The sequence below is a fragment of the Treponema primitia ZAS-1 genome (assembly GCF_000297095.1).
Taxonomy (GTDB): Bacteria; Spirochaetota; Spirochaetia; order Treponematales; family Breznakiellaceae; genus Termitinema; species Termitinema primitia_A.
Map to the genome: position 1 here is coordinate 61,333 of NZ_AEEA01000057.1, position 20,641 is coordinate 81,973.

Annotated in this window: 15 protein-coding genes, 1 pseudogene and 1 riboswitch; of the genes and pseudogenes, 10 read left to right on the plus strand and 6 right to left on the minus strand. The window is 52.5% G+C overall.

Translation table 11 applies throughout. The annotated features are described in order from the left end of the window. Positions 1 to 172 precede the first annotated feature (172 nt). Both TPRIMZ1_RS0110690 and TPRIMZ1_RS0110695 read left to right on the plus strand, forming a co-directional pair. The gene (locus TPRIMZ1_RS0110690; RefSeq protein WP_010259228.1) at positions 173 to 913 is read left to right on the plus strand and encodes a hypothetical protein; all 741 of its coding nucleotides are present in this window, start codon (positions 173 to 175) and stop codon (positions 911 to 913) included. A 219-nt stretch (positions 914 to 1,132) separates the two neighbouring features. Further along, positions 1,133 to 1,975, plus strand: coding sequence for an Rpn family recombination-promoting nuclease/putative transposase (locus TPRIMZ1_RS0110695; protein ID WP_010259230.1), 843 nt, complete (start codon positions 1,133 to 1,135; stop codon positions 1,973 to 1,975). Positions 1,976 to 2,193: 218 nt separating this feature from the next. Here TPRIMZ1_RS0110695 and rpmE read toward each other — a convergent pair whose 3' ends face one another. The 4 genes and pseudogenes from rpmE to uvrA all read right to left on the minus strand — a co-directional run bounded on the left by rpmE (position 2,194) and on the right by uvrA (position 10,822). After that, positions 2,194 to 2,397, minus strand: a complete 204-nt coding sequence (rpmE, locus tag TPRIMZ1_RS0110700; protein WP_010259232.1) for a 50S ribosomal protein L31 — start codon at positions 2,395 to 2,397, stop codon at positions 2,194 to 2,196. A 25-nt stretch (positions 2,398 to 2,422) separates the two neighbouring features. Further along, a pseudogene (rho, locus tag TPRIMZ1_RS0110705) lies at positions 2,423 to 3,706 on the minus strand (transcription termination factor Rho); the annotation flags it as partial. A 673-nt stretch (positions 3,707 to 4,379) separates the two neighbouring features. After that, entirely contained in the window at positions 4,380 to 7,919 is a 3,540-nt protein-coding gene (locus tag TPRIMZ1_RS0110710) for an LPS-assembly protein LptD (protein WP_010259237.1), read from the minus strand. Beyond that, a complete protein-coding gene (uvrA, locus tag TPRIMZ1_RS0110715) occupies positions 7,916 to 10,822 on the minus strand; it encodes an excinuclease ABC subunit UvrA (protein WP_010259240.1) in 2,907 nt (968 codons plus the stop codon). Before uvrA ends, TPRIMZ1_RS0110710 begins: the two co-directional genes overlap by 4 nt. 229 nt (positions 10,823 to 11,051) lie before the next feature. Here uvrA and TPRIMZ1_RS0110725 point away from each other — a divergent pair, with 229 nt between their 5' ends. The 6 genes from TPRIMZ1_RS0110725 to TPRIMZ1_RS0110750 all read left to right on the plus strand — a co-directional run bounded on the left by TPRIMZ1_RS0110725 (position 11,052) and on the right by TPRIMZ1_RS0110750 (position 16,173). Continuing rightward, complete coding sequence (locus TPRIMZ1_RS0110725; RefSeq protein WP_010259242.1) at positions 11,052 to 11,555, plus strand: hypothetical protein; 504 nt, start codon at positions 11,052 to 11,054, stop codon at positions 11,553 to 11,555. Between the two features lie 241 nt (positions 11,556 to 11,796). Further along, positions 11,797 to 11,941, plus strand: a riboswitch (TPP riboswitch). A gap of 58 nt (positions 11,942 to 11,999) precedes the next feature. Next, on the plus strand, positions 12,000 to 12,320 hold the full coding sequence (locus TPRIMZ1_RS0110730) for a thiamine-binding protein (protein ID WP_010259244.1): 321 nt from the start codon (positions 12,000 to 12,002) through the stop codon (positions 12,318 to 12,320). Beyond that, positions 12,313 to 13,074, plus strand: a complete 762-nt coding sequence (locus tag TPRIMZ1_RS0110735) for an ABC transporter permease (RefSeq protein ID WP_010259246.1) — start codon at positions 12,313 to 12,315, stop codon at positions 13,072 to 13,074. The genes TPRIMZ1_RS0110730 and TPRIMZ1_RS0110735 overlap by 8 nt, the downstream gene beginning before the upstream one ends. Before the next feature lie 52 nt (positions 13,075 to 13,126). Continuing rightward, the gene (locus tag TPRIMZ1_RS0110740; RefSeq protein ID WP_010259248.1) at positions 13,127 to 14,101 is read left to right on the plus strand and encodes an ABC transporter substrate-binding protein; all 975 of its coding nucleotides are present in this window, start codon (positions 13,127 to 13,129) and stop codon (positions 14,099 to 14,101) included. A gap of 8 nt (positions 14,102 to 14,109) precedes the next feature. Beyond that, entirely contained in the window at positions 14,110 to 14,847 is a 738-nt protein-coding gene (locus tag TPRIMZ1_RS0110745) for an ABC transporter ATP-binding protein (RefSeq protein WP_010259250.1), read from the plus strand. A gap of 156 nt (positions 14,848 to 15,003) precedes the next feature. Beyond that, entirely contained in the window at positions 15,004 to 16,173 is a 1,170-nt protein-coding gene (locus TPRIMZ1_RS0110750) for a hypothetical protein (protein ID WP_010259253.1), read from the plus strand. Positions 16,174 to 16,286: 113 nt separating this feature from the next. Here the strand turns inward: TPRIMZ1_RS0110750 and TPRIMZ1_RS0110755 are convergent, their stop codons facing one another. Both TPRIMZ1_RS0110755 and TPRIMZ1_RS0110760 read right to left on the minus strand, forming a co-directional pair. Further along, positions 16,287 to 16,466, minus strand: a complete 180-nt coding sequence (locus tag TPRIMZ1_RS0110755; RefSeq protein ID WP_026043671.1) for a hypothetical protein — start codon at positions 16,464 to 16,466, stop codon at positions 16,287 to 16,289. Positions 16,467 to 16,482: 16 nt separating this feature from the next. Then, positions 16,483 to 17,121: a flavodoxin family protein gene (locus tag TPRIMZ1_RS0110760; protein ID WP_010259255.1), complete on the minus strand. Its 639-nt coding sequence runs from the start codon at positions 17,119 to 17,121 to the stop codon at positions 16,483 to 16,485. A 210-nt stretch (positions 17,122 to 17,331) separates the two neighbouring features. Here TPRIMZ1_RS0110760 and TPRIMZ1_RS0110765 point away from each other — a divergent pair, with 210 nt between their 5' ends. Continuing rightward, on the plus strand, positions 17,332 to 18,447 hold the full coding sequence (locus TPRIMZ1_RS0110765; protein ID WP_010259257.1) for an HD domain-containing phosphohydrolase: 1,116 nt from the start codon (positions 17,332 to 17,334) through the stop codon (positions 18,445 to 18,447). Between the two features lie 24 nt (positions 18,448 to 18,471). Then, positions 18,472 to 20,641 (plus strand): ATP-binding protein (locus TPRIMZ1_RS18825; protein ID WP_010259260.1); only part of this gene is annotated, 2,170 nt, incomplete at its 3' end.

Consider the following 20,641-nt stretch of genomic DNA (forward strand, 5'->3'; position numbering starts at 1 on the left):
TGAACCCACATAATCCCATTATTTTCGCTTTGAATGAAAAGGTCAATAACTTTTTTTGAGAAAAACGTTATATATAGTAAAAATATTCTTTCTTTTACTATACGGATATAAAGCATAAGGGAATCAACGGACTTCCGTGGACTCTTATTGAGCGGAAGAGTATGCTCGATCCATGGCATCGCACCGCATTGGGACCGAACGGGAGCAGAGTCTCCACCGGGCTTTAAAACTCCGCTATTCCGGCGCCCGAGGAGATATCGAGGTTATCAGGGCGGGGTATGTCTGTGATGGGGTCAGCGAGGACGGCGAAATGATCGAGGTCCAGACCGGCAGTTTTGGACCCCTGAAGAAAAAAGTCCCGGAATTACTGCGATTAGGCCCGGTACGTATCGTCCATCCCATTATCATCCGCAAATCCATAGAGACCCAGGATGCCGCCGGCGCCCTCCTCCGCAGCCGAAAGAGCCCCCGGAAAGGCACACCCTGGGACGTTTTCAAGGCCCTGCTCTACGCCCCTGAGCTGCCCCTGCTGCCGGGTCTGACCCTGGAACTGGCCCTGGTGGACGTATTAGAAAAGCGCATCCTGGACGGCAAAGGTTCCTGGCGCCGCAAGGGGGCCAGCATTACCGACAAAACCATTACCGAATACCACGAGACCATGGTGTTTAACGCCCCCCGGGATTACCGCTATTTCCTGCCCTTTAAGAAGGGGGAAACCTTTACGGTAAAAAGTCTGGCGGAAAAGGCGGGGATAGCGCCGGAGCTTGCCCGGAAGGCGCTGTATGTGCTGACGCGGATTGGGGTGGTGGAGCGGATTGGGAAGGACGGGAATGCTTGGGTTTACCGGGGTGTGCAGGGTCATGTGAAAAAACGCCCGCGGGGACGGGGAATCCCCACTGCGGGATGCCTGTAGAATCTGCTTCCGCAGCCCCGCTGCGCGGGTCTACTACAGCAGGGAATTCCTCGGACCGTAGGTCCGCAATATCCCGCAGCGTGGCTTCCCCGTCCCCGCGGGCGCCTTCTACGCCTTAGCGGTTTTAAATCCCAGGCATTTTCCTAAAAAACAAAAATATTTCTCCGTAGACTAAAGCAAAACCAGGGTCTACTTCCCTATCTAGGGCAGGAGGTTTTTATGAAAAAACCAATGCTCAAAATTATGGTGGACTATGTTTTCAAGCTCATCTTCGGCGACCAGCGGAATATCGATATTCTTGCCGGGTTTTTAAAGGCTGCCCTTAATCTGCCCGAGGCGGAATACGACAGCCTAAGCATCGTGGACCCCAATCTCAAACGGGAGTTTGCAGATGACAAAGCAGGGGTTTTGGATGTAAAAATCCATACAAAAACGGGTATCGTAATCGACGTGGAAATCCAGGTCTCCGCCTATGGCGGGCTGCGCAAACGTCTTACCGAGTATGCCGTCAAAATGGTCACTGAACAGATTAAACGGGGGGAAAACTGGAAACAAGCTAACCGGGTTGTCTGTATAATCATCATCAATGATATTCTCATTCCCGAGGAAAAGGATTATTATAATAGATATGCCCTGCTGAACCGGGAAACGGGGACCGAATTTACCGACTTATTGGAAATAAACACCCTGGAACTGCCCAAGCTGCCGAAGCAGAGCGACGGTTCAGACTTATATATGTGGTCTCAGTTTTTCACCAGCGAGACCGAGGAGGATTTCATGATGGTAGCGGAAAAAGACCCGGTAATAAAGAAAGCGGTAGCCACGCTGATGGAGCTGAGCGAAGACGAGCGGGAACGGTTACTGGCAGAGTCCCGCGAAAAGTTTCTGTATGACCAATACCACCGGGAAAAGGAATCCTATGAAAAGGGCCTAAGCACCGGCCGGGAAGAAGCGTATCAGGAAAAGCTGGAATCCGCCCGGAAACTTAAGGCCAGAGGCTTTTCCGGTGATGAGATTTCCGGCATTTTACAACTCGTACCCAAGGATATCGCCAAACTCTGAATCGGTATGTGAAGCCCACCAGTAACTATCCCTCTTCGCGCTCTGTGACAGAAGCGGGCGCGGGGAGGGGTGCGCCTGGCTTCATGTATATGGAATTCTCTGCTGGAGGAGACCCGAAGGGGCTCCGCAAGCAGGCTCTACATGCACATGAAGACGGGCGTACCCCTCCCCACGCCCGTCTTTGACGACAAGCCGGAGAAACGGGATACTTACAGAAACTACTCTTTGATATTGTACTTGCGGCGGAACCGTTCGATACGTCCGGCGGTGTCTACCAACTTCTGCTTACCCGTAAAGAAGGGGTGGCAGGAGGAGCAGATTTCAACCTTGATGTCCCTGGAGGTAGAGCGGGTTTCGATAACGTTTCCACAGGCGCAGGTGATTTTGGTCAGTTCGTACTTGGGATGGATGCCTTCTTTCATCTATATAACTCCATACATAATATGCTTAATCCGAACCGGCGGAACCGGTATTCATCGACTTCAAGAATGCTTCATTATTCTTGCTTTTCTTCATTCTGTCAACCAGGAGTTCCATGATTTCGATGTCGTCCATGGGGTTTATTACCTTACGGAGTATCCAAATCTTCTGGAGCTGTTCATCCGAAAGGAGCAGTTCTTCCTTCCGGGTGCCGGATTTCTTGATGTTGATAGCCGGGAAGAGTCTGCGGTCGGAAATGCGGCGGTCCAGGTTGATTTCCAGGTTGCCGGTGCCCTTGAATTCTTCGAAAATGACCTCGTCCATACGGCTGCCGGTCTCAATAAGGGCGGTGGAAATGATGGTTAGGCTGCCCCCCTCCTCTATGTTCCGGGCGGCGCCGAAGAAACGCTTGGGCTTGTGGAGGGCGTTGGAGTCCACACCGCCGGAGAGTATCTTCCCCGACATGGGAACGGTCTGGTTATAGGCCCGGGCAAGCCGGGTGATGGAATCCAGGAGTATCACCACGTCTTTTTTATGCTCCACCAGGCGTTTGGCCTTTTCCAAGACCATTTCGGTTACCTGGACATGGCGGCTGGCCTGTTCATCGAAGGTGGAGGAGATTACCTCCGCCCGGACGGTACGTTCCATGTCGGTTACTTCCTCGGGCCGCTCGTCGATGAGTAATACGATAAGGTAGACCTCGGGGTGGTTCTTGGTGATGGCGTTGGCTATCTTCTGCATCATGATGGTCTTCCCGGTCCGGGGAGGGGCCACGATGAGGGCTCTTTGGCCCTTCCCGATGGGGCAGAAGAGGTTGATGACCCGCTCGCTGATACCTTCGGTGGTGGTCTCCAGGTCCAGTATCTTGTTGGGGTACAGGGGAGTCAGGTTGTCGAAGGGTATGCGGTTCTGGGCTACCGTGGGGTCGTCGTAGTTTACGGTCTCCACCCGAAGCATGGCAAAGAAACGCTCCCCTTCCTTGGGGCTGCGGATCTGACCGTAGACCGTATCGCCGGTTTTCAGGGCAAAAAGGCGGATCTGGCTGGGGCTGATGTAGATGTCGTCCGGCCCGGGGAGGTAGGAGTTCTGGGGGCTGCGGAGGAAGCCGTAGCCATCGGGGAGTATTTCCAGGGAACCGTAGGCGTAGATGATCCCCCCCCGCTCGGTGTGGGCCTTAAGGATGATGAAGATGATCTCCTGTTTTTTCAGGGCCACCATGTCCTCGTGGGAGATGTTGTAACAGGCCGCCAGTTCCCGAAGGTCTATCATATTAAGCCGGATAAGCTCGTTGATAGAAAGCCGGGGTTTACCGTTGTCCTGATCCAGCCGGGGTTCCGGTTTACCGTAAATGTCCGGCATGGAGGGCAGCTTGGGGATGGCCGGCAGGGGCAGACCACTGGCAGCCGGGGCCGACGGCGGTGAAAACCCTGAACCCGACTGCTGGTTCCCATTGGTATAAGCGCCGTTGGCCGGCTCCCGGGACACCGAAGAAGGGGCGATATTGCCGTAATTCGGGGCGGATCGGTCGGCGGCAGGGGAACGGTCATAGGGACGGCGTCCCCGGGGCCGGGTCTGGGTACGGACCACAATGGTTTTGCCGCTTGGCCTATCCTCTTCTCCCTGGGGATAGGCTTCGGCGCCTATCTCAGTACCGCCTTCGCCGGAATTCTGCGGAAATTCCTCCGCAGCGGAACCGGCGGCGCTGAAGGGTTGAGTATCTTCGCCGTTATTAGGACTCTGAAATTCATCGTGTTTTGCCGCCTTGGGGGGACGGCCTCTGCGTATAATTGCCATGAAAAATCTCCGTTAGGATTGATGAGAAAATATACTTTTACGCGCTTTCAAACGTATTCATTTCCTGATTTTTTATTTCTTTGAAAGGATTACAACAATAAACACCATTAAAAAAGGTTCGCTATCTATTATTTATTTCAGTCTACTCCGGGGAATCTTTTATGTCAAGCCTTGTTCTGTAAAGATAGAATTATTTAAATTCGAATTTATCCTTGTTGTGGATAATTTCGGACTTGATTTCGCTTATGGGAAGCCATTGTACGATAAAAGATATTTCGGTGTTGAAATTATATTCCCGCTCCCCCGTGGGCAGATAGGGGGATAGGGTCATATCCAATTTGGCATTCCAGTCTCCCAGATGGTGCAGCAGGGATAGTTTGAAGGATTTTAGCTTAAATCCCGAAGATCGCCGCAGTTCATCATCGTCAAATCTAAATGAATTAACAAAATCCGTAAAAATATTCGTTTCTCCCACCATGGGAAGGCCATCAGGCACATCAAAGATGGGAAAATCCCGGAAATATCTGAATATTACCCCATTACCGGATGTGGTTCCCAGGGTTATATCGATGAATTTGGAGATCCCCAGGGTAAAACTCAGACCAAAGTTAAGACTGGAATTGGTAAATCGCTGTAAATCAAAGGTAAGCCCGGTATTGAGGGTAAGGGCAAAACTAAGCCGTTTCCTCCAAAGCTCATCCTTTTTAAAGGTTTGGTTATACCCCAGCTTGAATTCCCGGGGCTGAAATGAAGAATCTGCGGACTGGGTCCATACCCACTGTTCACTGCCCGGGGATCCGGAAGAAATAAGGTTATAGGTGGTTGAATAGTTTGCGGTAAATGAAGCGGAAAATCCGTAAAAGAATAGGGTGGAACTCATGCTGGTAAATTCATCCTTTTCCGGTTCGTAAACCACATTCTGGGAAACCTTAAAGGCATTAGTAAAAGTCAGGGTTTCGGTAAGCCGCAGGGGATCGTAGATTGGATCTTCATAGGGATCAATGATCTTCCCGTTAAAATTGGTCTCGCTTAACCAGACCCTCATGGTGGCATCCCCGGTAAGGGCGGTGTCCTCCGGGGGCAGTTCTGCGGTAACTGACAGATTCTGTGCCTTATTCATAACCAATGCTTGAATATTCGCTGCCACCCTATGGCTGTCCAGGCTCTCCTTATCCCAGTCTCCGTAAATGATATCCCAATAGGCGTCTTTTGGGTCCGGGGACGACGAGCTGGTTGCAGGGGGTATTGGATCGGGTACGGGGGTCTTCAGTTCAGACTTTGCGATAAGCCCTTTAACAGAATACTGGAGGTTTGTATTACTCCAAATGGGGCTCAAGTAAAAGGGCCGGATAGTGGTGATATATTCCGCAGAGGTGGTAAAGGATGTTTGGCCCATGGCCCGTACTTTGGCTGCGTTTATTTTTGCCTGGTCCGGCAGGCGCTCTGTCTCCGATAGGGAGCTATATTCCTCCGCTTCCTCATTGATATAAGAATACTCCTGCCATGAGCCGGATCCGGAAAACCGGAGGCTGTTGGATACGATGTTATTCACATCCGCCAGGGAAAAAGTAATACTGCCGTCGGTTCTGACGCTGGTCAATATGGATGACATTTCATTCCAGTCAATATCCTCGCTCTCCTTCCAATTTATGCTGTCGGAACGGAATTTAAGTTCCGATGCGCTGGTGGGGCTGAGCTGATAGGCAAGGGAAAAATTAAGACCTCCGGACTTGGGAAGATCAAAGCGCTGGGAAAGCGTTGGAGGGCTCAGGGTCATTGAGTTTGTTTTTTCACTGTTCGTAGTTTTCTTTTCATCCGTCTCCCAGGGCGATCTGAGCGCCCCAAGCCCATTAAAAGGATCCGGTTCCGGCTCCGGCTCGCTTTCCGCCGCGGCGCCGGTATTCGTTCCGGATTGACGTGTGGAAGACTGGCTGCTGCCCAGGCTCAGGGGGGTGCCGGAAATACTGGCGCTTACGGAGTAGATAGTAAATTTATCGGGGTAAAAAAAGGTCTTATTCGGGGACAAAGAATTTGCCAGGGCTTGGGATGTACGGTAATTAAAGGATACGAAACTGGTAAGACTGGAAAGAGTTATACTGGTGATATACGGGGACAGTATGGGCAGGGAAAGGGTGGAGGAACCACTCAGCCGCCATTCATAGGAGCCTAATACATTTTTTGTAAGCGCATCCTCCGCATCGACGATATTACCGCCCTGTTTTAACATCGCTATATAATCCATCTCTTCGGTACGGTCCAGAAAGTCCCTGTTCACATAGGGATCGGAATAGTGGGGCAGGCTCCAGGAAAAGGCCCCGTACTTTCCCGAAAGGGCGCCATCGTTGGTCATCCTGTAACGGAAGGGCACATCCAAGCCGCCAACACGGGATGAATTCCAATGATCAACCCCATCGTAATCCGGGAAGGGGGTGTAGATGGAATTACCCTCTATAAGTTGAACATCCCGGGTAAAGCCGAACCCCAGGGAAAAATTGTATTCATTAAAAATTCCTTTTTTAGGAAGGGCAAGCTCGGTTCCCAAATAGGCGCCTAAATTGGCATAGGCGTCCGCAAGGAGCGAAAGTCTGGTGGTATTGGGGTCCCGGGATTTTTTTCCGGTGCTTTTTAGAAATATTCCATGCTGGGTTTTTTCCATATCCGTAGAATTACCTAAAATTTTACTGATAGAACTTTCGGATGTGGCGGATGCCTTGGGGCGTCCTAAAATATAGGTGGTGGTCTGGATAAAACTCCCTTCCCGGGAACGGTAGCCAAGAACGGGGTGAAAGATAATCTCGTCCGCGGGGAAGAAGAAAAAGGGTATGTACAGTACCGGTATTTCCCCAACCTTAAGGAAGCCGTTGAGGATTGCAAAATCCGAACCCGGCAGAAGCCAAAGCTTGCTCGCCTTAAGGGACCACAGGGCTTCAGGATTACTGGCGTTGCTTATTTCCGCTTGGGCAAGCACCGTAGCTTCCTCATCGCTGCGGGAGATGATATTCCCCGCAAAGCGATAGGTAGTTGTGTCCCCCGAAAGGGAACGTTCCGAAACACCGTCCATAAAAATACTGGACCAGTTATCCAGGTCCACGGTTATGGATTCCCCCCGGAAGGTTTCGATGGTATCCCCCGATTCTTTGATATACTCCACTCCCCCGTTAGCGGATAAAAGGTTACGGCTCCGGTTGTAAAGAAGCTCCCAGGCCCTAATCCGGTGGACCGAATCACCATCCTTCAGGCTGATAACCACATCCCCCCGGAGGCGGGCGTAATCTTCGTCCACCGCATCCAGGGTAAAGTATTCGGTACTTCTGGCGGATTCTATGGTAATAATCTTAGGCGGTTTTGGGCCATCCCCAATTTCGATTTCAACTCCCCCTACCACCGGAAAAACCTGATCAAGCTTGAAATACTCCCGAAGCCGGTTACCCAGGGCTGTTCGGTCGCCCCCCTCGCTCAAACCCAAGCTTCGGCTCCAGGCGGCCAGTTCCGACAGGGTAGAAGTTTTTATATCCAGTTCCAGGATCTCCTCATCCCTGGTCAGTACTCTCACCGTGGATTCCGGAACAGCGGCGGCAGTTTCATCGGGCGCCGTTTCTTCGGCTTCATCCCCCAGGGCCGAAGCTTCCGGGGCAGCAGCCTCCTGGGCCGAGAGCTCCGGCAACACAGCCGGAACAAGGAGAAAAGCAAGAAGCGCTGTGCAGGATAGACGGCGAAACAATATACTCATTTCCGCCGGGAAACCCGCCGGCGCGGACGCCGTTCCAAAAGCTCCTTGATATACATTCCCGTGTAGGATCGCGTATGGGCTGCAAGCTCCTCCGGCGTACCGGTGGTCACCAACTCCCCTCCCCGGTCGCCCCCCTCGGGTCCCAGGTCGATGAGGTGATCCGCCTGGAGCAGCACGTCCAGGTTATGTTCTATCATCACCACCGTATTACCCTGATCCGCCAGGCGCTGGATTACCCCCATAAGCTGCTTAACATCGGCGAAGTGGAGCCCCGTGGTGGGTTCGTCCAGGATATAGAGGGTCCTGCCGGTGGATCGTTTGGAAAGCTCCAGGGCCAGCTTTACCCGCTGGGCTTCCCCGCCGGACAGGGTAAGGGCGGACTGGCCCAGCTTAACGTAGCCCAGGCCCACCGAAAGGAGGGTATCCATCTTCCGGGCTACATGGGGTATGTAGGAAAAAAACTCCGCCGCTTCCTCAATGGTCATGTCCAGTACATCCGCAATATTCTTACCTTTATAGCGTATCTCCAGGGTTTCCTTGTTGAAGCGTTGGCCGTGGCACACATCGCAGGTAATGTACACATCCGGGAGGAAGTTCATCTCGATTCTGATAGTCCCGTCTCCGGAACAGTTTTCGCAGCGGCCGCCCCGGACATTGAAGGAGAAACGCCCGGGCTTATAGCCCCGCATCTTGGCCTCCGGGAGGCTGGCAAAGAGGTCCCGTATGCCCGAAAAGACCCCCACATAGGTTGCCGGATTGGACCGGGGGGTTCTGCCTATGGGACTTTGATCGATGTCGATTACCTTGTCGATAAACTCCGCCCCTTCAAGCTCATCGTAGTCCCCTTCAATGTGGCTGGACCCATAGACCTGGTTGGACAGGGCGGGGTACAGCACATCGCTTAACAGGGTGGACTTCCCGGAGCCGGACACCCCGGTGATGCAGGTAAACATCCCCAGGGGTATTTCCACGTCGATATTTTTCAGGTTGTGTTCCCGCACTCCCTTTAAGCGTATGAAGTTCCCGTTCCCCTCCCGCCGCTTTTGGGGTACCTCCATGGTGAGCTTCCCCGCCAGGTACTGGCCGGTAAGGCTCTGCTCTATCTCCATCACCTCTTTCGGCGTACCCTGGGCCACCACTTCACCGCCGTGAACCCCCGCGCCGGGCCCCAGGTCTACGATATAGTCGGCGGTACGCAGGGTCTGCTCGTCGTGCTCCACCACGATCAGGGTATTCCCCAGGTTACGCAGGTAGAGCAAGGTATCGATAAGCCGCTGGTTATCCCGCTGGTGGAGGCCGATGGAGGGCTCGTCCAGGATATACAGTACCCCCACCAGGCTGGAACCAATCTGGGTGGCCAGCCGTATCCGCTGGGCCTCTCCGCCGGACAGGGTGGCGGACTTCCGTTCCAGGGTCAGGTAGTCCAGTCCCACGTTCTTCATAAACCCCAGCCGGGCATTAATTTCCTTCAATATTTGGTTGGCAATCTTCCGTTCGTTCTTCGTAAATTTGATGGCGTCGAAAAATTTCATGGTATCGATCACCGAAAGGCTGGTGATATCCCAAATGCCTTTGCCCCCCACGGTAACGCCCAGCGCTTCCGGCTTCAGCCGCTTGCCGCCGCAGTCCTCGCAGGGCTTCTGGCTCATGAACTTTTCAAACCATTCCTTCATACCCTCGGACTGGGTTTCCAGGTAACGCCGCTTCAGGTCCTCCAGCACACCGGGAAACCTCGACTGGTATTCAAACTTACCGGTCTTATCCCGGTTTACGTACTTAACCTTTATCTCTTCCTTACTGCCGTAGAGTATGGCGTCCCGCACCTTCTTGGGCAGCTCCTTAATGGGGGTATCCAGGCTGAACTTGTAGTGCTTGGCCAGGCTTTCAAAGCGGCTGCGGTGCCAGGCGCTGTCCGGGTTATAGGGCGCCACCCCGCCTTCGTTAAAGGACAGGGATGGGTTAGGGATCACCAGGCTGGGATCGAATTCCAGCTTGGCCCCCAGGCCGGAGCAACTGGGGCAGGCCCCATAGGGGTTGTTAAAGGAAAACAGCCGGGGCTGAAGTTCCGGGATGGAGATTCCGCAGTCCGGGCAGGCGTTCTTCTGGCTGAAAAAATGTTCCACCGAAGAGCCGCCGCCGGAAGCGCCGGATTTTTCCCTGGCGCCGGTTTTATCGCCGGAACCGCCCTGTTGGAGTACCAGCATGATCCCGTCCGCGGCGTTTAGGGCGGCTTCCACGGACTCCGCCAGCCGGGACCGGATATCCGGCCCTATGACCAGGCGGTCCACCACAATCTCGATACTATGCTTCTTCTGCTTATCCAGCTTGATCGCGCCGTCGTCGTCCAGGCTTATCAGAAGACCGTCGATCCGCGCCCGGACAAAGCCCGCCTTTTTGGCATCCTCGATAATCTTCTGGTGCTCCCCCTTCTTGCCCCGTATGACCGGCGCCAGAAGCTGAACCCGGGTCCCCTCCCCCATCTGCATGATGGTGTCGATGATCTGGTCCACCGGCTGTTCCCGTATCTCCCTGCCGCACTGGGGGCAATGGGGAACCCCAATCCGGGCGTAGAGAAGCCGGTAGTAGTCGTAGATTTCAGTTACCGTCCCCACGGTGGACCGGGGGTTACGGTGGGTGGTCTTCTGTTCTATAGAAATAGCCGGGGAAAGCCCTTCGATATAGTCCAGGTCGGGCTTGTCCATACGCCCCAGGAACTGCCGGGCATAGGCGGAGAGGCTTTCCACATACCGCCGCTGCCCCTCGGCAAAGATGGTGTCAAAGGCCAGGGAACTCTTCCCGGACCCGGAAAGGCCGGAAATAACGATTAACTTGTCCCGGGGAAGTTCCAAATCGATATTTTTTAGATTGTGTTCCCGGGCTCCCTTGATGATGAGCTTGTCCATATTATAGAAGAATACTCCGGCTGGGCAGGTATTTTCAAGGGCAGGATTTTCGGATGGACCAGGGGTACCTTCCAGGTTCTATCCGGAAAAATTCCGCAATTCTCATATCCTTTTCCCGAAGCCGCTTGAATTTCACCACGGTTCGCCTGCGTCGCGTAACGTAATTGACATGAGTAATAAAACATACTAACATAGCAATGATTATTTTACAATTTAAAGGGGTATTTTTATGAAAAAACTTGGCCTATTTTTTTTAACGGTATTGGTTGCGTTATTTGTTGTAGCCTGCGGTTCAGCGCCGCCGCCGCCCGCTCCGATTGGAGAACAAACGGTTATTGCCATCAGAAGGGCAAGTTCAGCTATTGACCCATACAAAAACATGGAAGTTTATATTGACGGCCTGAAACGGGATATCGTAAAAGATGGCGAGCAAAAGACATTTGCAGTACCAACCGGAAATCATAATATTTATGTAAAGATCAATAAACGGCAGAGCCAAATGCTGTTAATTAACCCTAAGGCAAAAACAGTCGCCTTTTTATCGACCATTGAAGGACGGGGCTCCAGAGCCATGCTGGTTCTGACAGAGATTGCAACAGGAGCATCTGATAACGATAAAAACGATTCTTCCGCAGACAGCGGCACTTCCAGTCAGGTAATAAATATTCAGGTACAGAATAGCAGCAGCAGCGACAATGCGAATACAAACAATATTACCGATACGGACGAGTAAAAATAACCGACAGCGGGGGCGCCTTGGATGCCCCCGTTTCACCTTGACTCCTAAAATTCCCACCCCATGATATAATTTCTAAAAAGCCGATGCATTCAGAGCAGGATTTCCAAAGTACCGGGGGAAAAGCCTCCCCCGGTACTTTGGGTTTATTTGTGGTCCATACTTGGGGTATACCATACCTGCGGCGGCTCAAGGTATATGCCGCTTGACACATTCCTCAAATACCGCTAGATTTAATTCACAATTACAGGGGTGCTGGAAGGAACTGAAAGTTCCGGGAACCAAAGGTTCCAAAGTTCCGGCTGAGAGTAAGCGGCGTAACGCTTTAAACCCTTTAACCTGATCCGGATAATGCCGGCGGAGGGAGCATGTTTAATAGCAATATTTGTTAAACGCCCCCGCGGTATTCCCGGGGGCGTTATTTTTTTAAGGAGGTCTGTGATGGAACAGCCTAAGGCAAGTATTGCGATTCAGGTGCTGCCCAAAATCGGGGCGGCGGTCAAACAACCGGGGGATGAGGTGATCCGCATTGTGGATAAGGTCATCGCCTATATCAAGGGCACGGGGCTCACCACCTTTGTAGGGCCCTTCGAGACCACCGTGGAGGGGGATTTCGATAAACTGATGGAGATAGCCAAGGAATGCCAGCTTATCTGCATCCGGGAGGGGGCGGAAAGCGTTTCCGCCTACATTAAAACCGCCTACAACCCCACCGCCGGGGTCTGGAGCATCGATAAGAAGGTAACCAAGCACCATGGCTAAGAGCCATCCGGGGAATTGGTCCGCAGGTATATTCATTATTGTCCTGATCCTGATCTGGCAGGGGGTTGCCATGGCGGGGCTTATCCCCCCCTATATGCTCCCCAGCCCGGTCCGGGTGGGCCTTGCCTTTATCGGGGATTTCCCCCTGCTCATGGGGCACCTGGGGACCACCCTCTTTGAGGCGCTGCTGGGGCTGCTGCTGTCCATAGCCGGGGCTTTTTTTCTGGCCCTGATCATGGACGCCAACGCGTTCCTCAAAAAATCCGTTACCCCGGTGCTGCTCCTGACCCAGACCCTGCCCACCATCGCCATAGCCCCCCTCTTGGTACTCTGGATGGGCTACGGCGTAGCCCCGAAGATCACCCTGATCTTCCTGACCTGCTTTTTCCCCCTGACCATAGGTCTCCTGGGGGGCTTTGCCCAGGCGGACGCTGACGCCATCCGGCTCCTCCAGTCCATGGGGGCAAAGCGGCGTCAGATCTACCGGTACATCAAGCTGCCCCAGGCCCTGCCCTCCTTCTTTTCAGGGCTGAGGATTTCCGCTTCCTACTCCATCATCGGGGCGGTGATCTCTGAGTGGCTGGGTGGCAGCGCGGGGCTGGGGGTCTACATGACCAGGGTGCGGAAGTCCTACTCCTTTGACCGGATGTTCGCAGTAATACTGCTGGTAGCGGTCTTAAGCCTTGTCCTGATGAAGCTGGTGGGGGAACTGGAAAAGTTGACTACCCCCTGGCGAAAGGGGGATAGTGGATAGAAACGTAATATAAACCACGTAGTATTAGTAATAAAATTTTATAGGAGTTAAAATGAAAAACAAATTATCTGCAATTGTGCTTGTCCTCGTGGTCCTTGCCTTGGCGGGATGCGGAAGAAAGCAGACCCCCGGAACGGTCCGGGTGATACTGGACTGGACCCCAAACACGAACCATACCGGGCTCTACGTCGCCCTTGAGAAGGGCTACTACAAGGAAGAAGGGCTGGAGGTAGAAATACTGCAGCCGCCGGAGGACGGCGCCATGGTACTGGTGGCTGCGGGGAACGCCGAATTCGCCGTGGGCTTCCAGGAGTCCCTGGGACCGGCCCTTGCCCAGGACAGCGCCCCCCTGCCGGTGACCGCAGTGGCGGCTATCATCAGTCACAACACCAGCGGCATCATATCCCTGAAACAGGCGGGCATCCTGTCGCCACGGGACCTGTCGGGGAAGCGGTACGCCTCCTGGGAGACTCCCCTGGTAACGGAGATTATCCGCACCATCGTGGAGGATGACGGCGGGGACTTCGGTTCCATTAAAATGATCCCGAACTTTGCCACCGACGCCTTCTCTGCCCTGGCAACCGATGTGGACGCCATTTGGATATACTACGCCTGGGACGGTATCGCCGCGGAGATCAACGGGGTGGGTATTAACTATCTGGATCTGGGACAAATTAATTCAAACTTTGATTTTTACACCCCGGTCCTGGTGACCAACGACAAGTACGCCGCGGCCAAACCGGATGAGGTAAAAAAATTCCTCCGGGCAACGAGCCGGGGCTATACCTTCGCCATAGAAAACCCCGCCGATGCCGGGGCTATACTCCTGAAACACGCTCCGGAACTTGACCGGGACCTGGTCATCAGCAGCCAGGAATACCTGGCGAGCCGGTATCAGGCGGATGCCCCCCGGTGGGGCGAAATAGACCCTAAGCGCTGGGCCGCCTTCTACGGCTGGATGTTTGACAAGGGGCTCCTGGGAAAGGACATACGGAACCAGGGCTTTACCAACCAGTATTTACCCTGAGGCTGGGTATGCTTTTTTCCTGCCAGGGGATCGTCAAGCGGTATAACCGGGAGGCAGTGGTTCAGGATATAGACCTGGAACTGCCCCAGGGGGGCTTTGTGTCCCTCCTGGGCCCTTCCGGGGTGGGAAAGACCACCCTCTTCAATGTCCTTGCCGGCGTGGACCGTCCCGACACGGGCCGGGTACTCCTTGACGGGGAGGACATCACCGGCGTTTCCGGCAGGGTAAGCTATATGCTCCAGAAGGACCTGCTCCTGGAATTCCGCACCGTCCTGGACAACGTGATCCTCCCCCTGGTTATCCGGGGAACGCCCCGAAAGGAAGCCCGCTCCCAGGCGGCCTCCTTCTTCCCCCACTTCGGTATTGGGGGCTACGAGGATAAATACCCCCGGGAACTGTCCGGGGGTATGCGCCAGCGGGCGGCCCTGCTCCGTACCTGTATGATGAAGAACCCGGTGATACTCCTGGACGAACCCTTTTCATCCCTGGACGCCATCACCCGGCTTAAAATGCAGACCTGGTACCAGGATATTGCCGCCGAAATGGGCCTCTCCACCCTCTTTATCACCCACGATGTGGAGGAGGCGGTAGCCCTCTCGGACCGGGTCTATATCCTCAACGGCAAACCCGGCCGGATAACCCACTGCCTGGATATCCTGCCCCCCCGCCCCCGTTCCCACGGCTTCCCCACATCCACGGAATTCGCCGGGTATAAACGGACCATACTGGAGGCGATTGGGCTGTAGCGGTGATATGCCTTCCACAAACGATTATTTTTCATTTTAGCAAAAAAAAGCGTTTTTCCCCTTGACATCCTCTTATGGTTTCACTAAATTCCTATTAATTACATGGTATTACTATTATTAGTAAATACCTATGAATAATAAAAAAAGAGGTGGATCATGAAAAAGTTTCTCGGTGTTTTTACGGTTCTCTTAGCCACAGGTTTGATCGCCGCAGGCGGGCTTTTTGCCCAAGAGGTAAAATGGAATGGGTATGTAAACAGCGGCCTGGGGGTGATAGTGGCGGATGAACTGGATGATCCGAAGCTGACTGCCTTTGCGGCGGATGCGGAACAGTGGAATTACCGGTTCCGGCTGGACGGCGCCTTTACCAACGAGGCGAACACCGCTGGGGCGAACCTCCGCTTTGAACCCCAGATTACAAACGCTTTCCGGCTGCCCTACTTTTACGGGTGGTTTAAGGTGGGGGATATCCTCACGGTCAATGCGGGTATTGTGTTTAACACCGTTTTTAACAGCGGCGGATGGATACTCAACGATGACGCCGGCGAAGGAACCGGGATTTTGGCGGTACTGAGCCCCCTTGCGGGCTTACAGATCGGTTTGGGAGCCTATGTGGGGGGCTGGGATGTGGTAAATGCCCTCACCACGGCGCCGGATCTTGAAAGCGGCAGGTATACCGCCAGCCTTGCCTATCAACAGGACAATGTGTTTAAGGTAACCGCAAGCTACCGGACTAAATCCTACTATGAGGTAGGTCCCATAGCACCTGGTACCCCAGTAGTAGAGGCCGTATCCTATACCACCGGTGCGGATACTGCTAAAGCAATCCTGGGTCTGCAAATCCTGGCTGTACCGGGTTTAAAGGCGGTGGTTGAAGCGGGATTCGATAAGCTCGACGATACCTTTAGCGATAATGGGATAACCAGCATATACGAAACCCTTGCCTATAATGTAGAAAAATTGGATTTCGGCCTTCATGCGCAGGAAGCGTTTTCAAGCGTAACGGGTCAGGATGATCCCTTTTTACGGCTTACCCCCTGGGTAAGCTATACCATAGGCGCCTTTGTCCCCCAGCTTGCGGGGAGCTATGTGTCCGGCGGTACGCCCCTTACCGGGGCTAACAAATTCAAATACCACCGCCGGACCACCTTTGCCAATAGTTATAGCAGCGAAGATTCGGTGATTACCCTGCAGCCTTCGATAAAATACAATGTGGATAAAAATACCTACGTTGAACTGGGGTATGTCTACAATATCGTTAAGGAAAAGGCGGATATCGATAACGACTTCCAGGTTATCTACGCAGATTTCAAGTGGAGTTTCTAATCTAAAAATGTTCTAGCCGATGGGGTCGCCTTCAACCTCCTCCAACGGAGGCGGTTCCATCGGCTTTTTTCCGATTGAATTACCAAAATAAATACCCAAATAGAATTTCGCACCTACACTTCGGTAACCATATCTTCTAGGGACTCCGCTACAATCTCCTGAACCTTGGCGGCGCTTTCCTGCTGGATCTTTCCGTCGTCCACCGCGGATCTTTTCCAGGGTCCATGGCTATGGTGATGATAAAAACGATCTTTTTGGGCATAAACTTCTCCAAGAATAATGTATACATTCAATAATTAGAACAGAACACTAGATCAGCCCCGCTCCAAGTTCAAAGGCCTTTTGCTTATCCTGGGGGAAAATCTCGTCCCGGCGTTTTTTCCGGGCCTCGCCGTCGAACATGGTCATCTCGTACTTGGAGTAGTCCGTGGTTTGCCATGTTTCGGTGGAGACCAGGGTTTTTGCCGGGCCGATGATCTGGTTAAAGCGATCCTCATAAAACTTGAATTTTTCCGCATACCCCATGGATTCTATGGCCGATTCGCTTACGTTCATGGTATAGATCAGGGCGGTGGGGACCCGGCGGGTAAAAAAAGTTTTTCTGTCCTTGCTGTAGGTGATGTACTGGAAGGTGAGCCGTTCGAAAAGGGCCCGAACGGCGGCGGTGACCTCAGAAATATAGATAGGGGAACCGATGATAAGGGCATCGCAGGTATGAATACGGTCCAGAACCGGCTTTAAATCGTCCCCGGCGGCGCAACGGCCCAGGCTCTTGCCGCCCCGTTGTTTACAGGCAAAGCAGCTGATACAGCCCTTAAAGTTCAGGTCGTACAGGTTGACCAGTTCCGTCTCAGAGCCTTTGGAGGCAGCGCCCTTCAGGGCTTCCTCCACCAAAATATGGGTGTTCCAGCCCTTGCGGGGGCTGCCGTTAATAGCTATTGTTTTCATTCTAAATATGGTATAGTATTACGCCCTGTTATGTAAAGGCTTAGGTCCCACCGGTACCGTATGGTACTAAACAGAATAAAAATCTAAAGTCCATCATAAAAAACAGAAAATACTTCTACACGGATAACTCAAAAAAACTTATTTTTATATCATAGATATATAAAAAATTATCAATCCCCGTATTTCGTGGATCGTATAAAGGAATTTACCATGGAAAGCATCCGCAAGAGAGTTCTCCTGGTTGACGATAATCAGGTCAATCTGAAAATGGCGCGTAATACCCTAATGAACAAGTACGATGTATTTACCGTTCCCAGCGCTGAAAAAATGTTTCTTTTCCTGGAATCCAATCCGGTTGACCTAATCCTCTTGGATATACTGATGCCGGATCTCAGCGGTTACGAGGCTATCATCGTTTTAAAGAAAAATGAAAAAACAAAGGATATACCGGTTATATTTTTAACCTCCAAATCCGATCCGGGAAGCGAACTGGAGGGCTTTAATCTGGGAGCGATAGATTATATCGCCAAACCCTTTTCTCCGCCCCTGCTTATTAAACGGGTGGACGTACATATGCTGGTGGAATCGCAAAAATGGGAACTTCAGTATTTAAACGACAATCTCCAGCATCTGGTGGACGAAAAAACCGGTACGGTGCTGAACCTGCAGCGCGGCATCCTGAAAACCATAAGTAACCTGGTTGAATGGAGGGATGATGTTACGGGGGAACATGTGGAACGGACCGAATATTTTCTGCGCATCCTGACAGAGGAAATGCGGAGAAAAAAGGTCTACACCGCTGAGCTTGAAAGTTGGAACCTGGAATTTTTTTTCCAGTCCGCCCAGCTGCACGATGTGGGGAAGATCGCCATCCGGGATTCAATCCTTCAAAAAACTGCCGGACTGAATGAAGAAGAATTTGAGGAGATGAAAAAACACACCACCTTTGGCGAAAAGATCATTGAAAAAATACAGGAAGGCGTCAAGGAAACGGTCTTTCTGACCCATGCCCGGATTATGGCCGGTTCCCACCATGAAAAATGGGACGGGTCGGGGTATCCCCGCGGTCTTGCGGGGGAGAATATTCCCCTCCAGGGCAGGCTCATGGCCATTGTGGATGTCTACGACGCCCTGGTCTCACAGCGGCCCTATAAAAAGGCCTTTTCACCGGACGAGGCGGCCAAGATAATCGGGGGTGAACGGGAGCGCCATTTTGATCCCAATATCACGGATGTTTTTTTGGGGATTTATACACAACTCAGACTGCCCGCCCAGGCACTGCATTTTGTAGACCCGCAGGGAAAAGAAAGGGATCTGCCCGCTTAAGGACAGCTTTACTATCAATTTATCATGAAGACCAACCGGGTTGGGGTACAACTTGCCTTTGTTTTTTCCGCCTTTTTCCTGATGGTGCTGGTGAGTTATTTCTTTGTCCGCAATATTCTGGAAAAACAGATTGACACCGCCGCTGCGGGGGCCCTGGAGACGGCGGAGCTGCGGCTCTACGCCACCCTGCAGGAATCCGAACTGATCATGACGGAAGCTTCCTACCTGATTCGGAACCGGCTTTTTCCCGGACAGAAGGAAGGTATTCAGGATTTTCTCCGGGAATATGCCAAATGGATAGGCGAAGCAGACGGCAGCGTCTGCTACTCTTCGGGATTTCTCGATCTCTACGGATACTTCCGGGGCCAATTTGTAAGCAGCTACGGCTGGGAGGCGCCGGATTCCTATGTACCCCAGGAAAGGCCCTGGTATATTGCGGCCCGGGAAAATCCTTACAAGACCGCCTTCACCGCCCTCTACACCAATACGGTCACCGGGGAAAGGGTTATTTCCGTATCAAAGAGCCTCTATGACCCGGAGGGGGAATTCTACGGCGTTATCGCCATGGAGATATCCATCAAAAATATCGCCGAGTATGTGGAGAACCTGAGCATTGCCGCAGGAGGGTATGGCATGATGCTGAACCAGGACCTTGCCTTTATCATCCACCCCGATCCGACACGGATAGGTGAATACATGGGGCAGTTCAGCCGGAACCACAAAAAAATAACGGATATACTGCGCTCCGAGGAAAAAGATACCGCTGCGGTGCAGGTACTGGGCCGGGGAAACAAAATCATGGTGACCTATTACAAACAGCTTTTTAACGGCTGGTATGTGGGCCTGGCAACTCCCCTGGGAAGTTACTACAGAGGTCTATGGTATATGTCCCTCGTGCTTTCCGCCCAGGGGATCATCCTGGTATCTTTAATAAGTTACCTTTTGATCCGCCTTAATAGGGAAAAGATCAAATCCGAAACGGAAAACAGGAGTAAATCCAGTTTTTTGGCGAAGATGAGCCACGAGATCCGGACACCGATGAACTCCATCCTTGGTATGTCCGAGCTTATCATGCGCAAGGATCCTCCCGCTGATATTTACGAATATATTTCAATCATCAATCAGGCGGGAACCTCCCTGCTGGCGATTATCAACGATATTCTTGATCTTTCAAAAATTGAATCCGGTCAGATGAAGCTGGAACCGAAGTTCTACTATTTTTCATCCCTGATAAACGATGTGATCAACATGATCCATATCCGCTTTGCCGATAGGCCGGTTGATTTTTTTGTTAATACCGATAGCGCCATCCCGGCCCGGCTTTTTGGAGACGAGGTCAGGATACGGCAGATCCTGCTCAACCTGCTTAATAATGCGGCTAAATACACCAAAGAAGGATTTGTAGCCCTGACCATCAAGTCAAAAATAATCGGCGAAGGAAAACTGGAGCTGGAAATTGGGGTGAGCGACAGCGGGATCGGCATAAAGGAAGCGGATCTTAAAAAACTGTTTACCGAATTTACCCGGCTGGACCTTTCCCACAACCAGGGGATTGAGGGCACCGGCCTCGGCCTTCCCATTGTCCTTAATCTCTGCAAGGCCATGGAGGGGGACATCACCGTGGAAAGCAGCTACGGTAATGGTTCCACCTTTACCGCCAGGATTGCACAGGGCTTTACGGACCTGAAAAAAACAGCCGCCCTTACACAGCCGCCTGCAAAGGGTGTGCTGATCCTGGAGGAACGACCCCGCTTTTACCGGTTTTTAAACGCCGCCCTGGAAGAGCTTGACGTATCACCCCGGCGCGCCGAAACCCCGGAAGTTTTTATACGGGAGCTTGAAGAAGGAAAAAACGACTTTGCCTTTGTATCCTCACGATATGCCGCCGATTCCGTGGCCGCGGTGGGGAAAAACCCCTCCCCTCCCCATTTGGTGATCATGGTGGAAAAGGGGGAAGGCACCGCCTACCGGGATATCAACTGCATACTCATGCCAATTTATTCCATCACCATGGCTAATGTGTTAAACGGTACTTCCATCGGACGATCCTTAGCCCGGGATCATCACCGGGCGGAGTTTACCGCCCCCTCCATAGGGGTGTTAATTGTTGACGATATCGCCACCAATCTGCGGGTCGCCAAGGAACTTATGGCCGCCTATGGCATGATCATTGATACCTGCCTTTCCGGTTCCC

Coding starts and splice junctions, on each gene's coding strand:
- TPRIMZ1_RS0110690 (WP_010259228.1), top strand. CDS start 173: ATGGCATCGCACCGCATTGGGACCGAACGGGAGCAGAGTCTCCACCGG.
- TPRIMZ1_RS0110695 (WP_010259230.1), top strand. CDS start 1,133: ATGAAAAAACCAATGCTCAAAATTATGGTGGACTATGTTTTCAAGCTC.
- rpmE (WP_010259232.1), bottom strand. CDS start 2,397: ATGAAAGAAGGCATCCATCCCAAGTACGAACTGACCAAAATCACCTGC.
- TPRIMZ1_RS0110710 (WP_010259237.1), bottom strand. CDS start 7,919: ATGAGTATATTGTTTCGCCGTCTATCCTGCACAGCGCTTCTTGCTTTT.
- uvrA (WP_010259240.1), bottom strand. CDS start 10,822: ATGGACAAGCTCATCATCAAGGGAGCCCGGGAACACAATCTAAAAAAT.
- TPRIMZ1_RS0110725 (WP_010259242.1), top strand. CDS start 11,052: ATGAAAAAACTTGGCCTATTTTTTTTAACGGTATTGGTTGCGTTATTT.
- TPRIMZ1_RS0110730 (WP_010259244.1), top strand. CDS start 12,000: ATGGAACAGCCTAAGGCAAGTATTGCGATTCAGGTGCTGCCCAAAATC.
- TPRIMZ1_RS0110735 (WP_010259246.1), top strand. CDS start 12,313: ATGGCTAAGAGCCATCCGGGGAATTGGTCCGCAGGTATATTCATTATT.
- TPRIMZ1_RS0110740 (WP_010259248.1), top strand. CDS start 13,127: ATGAAAAACAAATTATCTGCAATTGTGCTTGTCCTCGTGGTCCTTGCC.
- TPRIMZ1_RS0110745 (WP_010259250.1), top strand. CDS start 14,110: ATGCTTTTTTCCTGCCAGGGGATCGTCAAGCGGTATAACCGGGAGGCA.
- TPRIMZ1_RS0110750 (WP_010259253.1), top strand. CDS start 15,004: ATGAAAAAGTTTCTCGGTGTTTTTACGGTTCTCTTAGCCACAGGTTTG.
- TPRIMZ1_RS0110760 (WP_010259255.1), bottom strand. CDS start 17,121: ATGAAAACAATAGCTATTAACGGCAGCCCCCGCAAGGGCTGGAACACC.
- TPRIMZ1_RS0110765 (WP_010259257.1), top strand. CDS start 17,332: ATGGAAAGCATCCGCAAGAGAGTTCTCCTGGTTGACGATAATCAGGTC.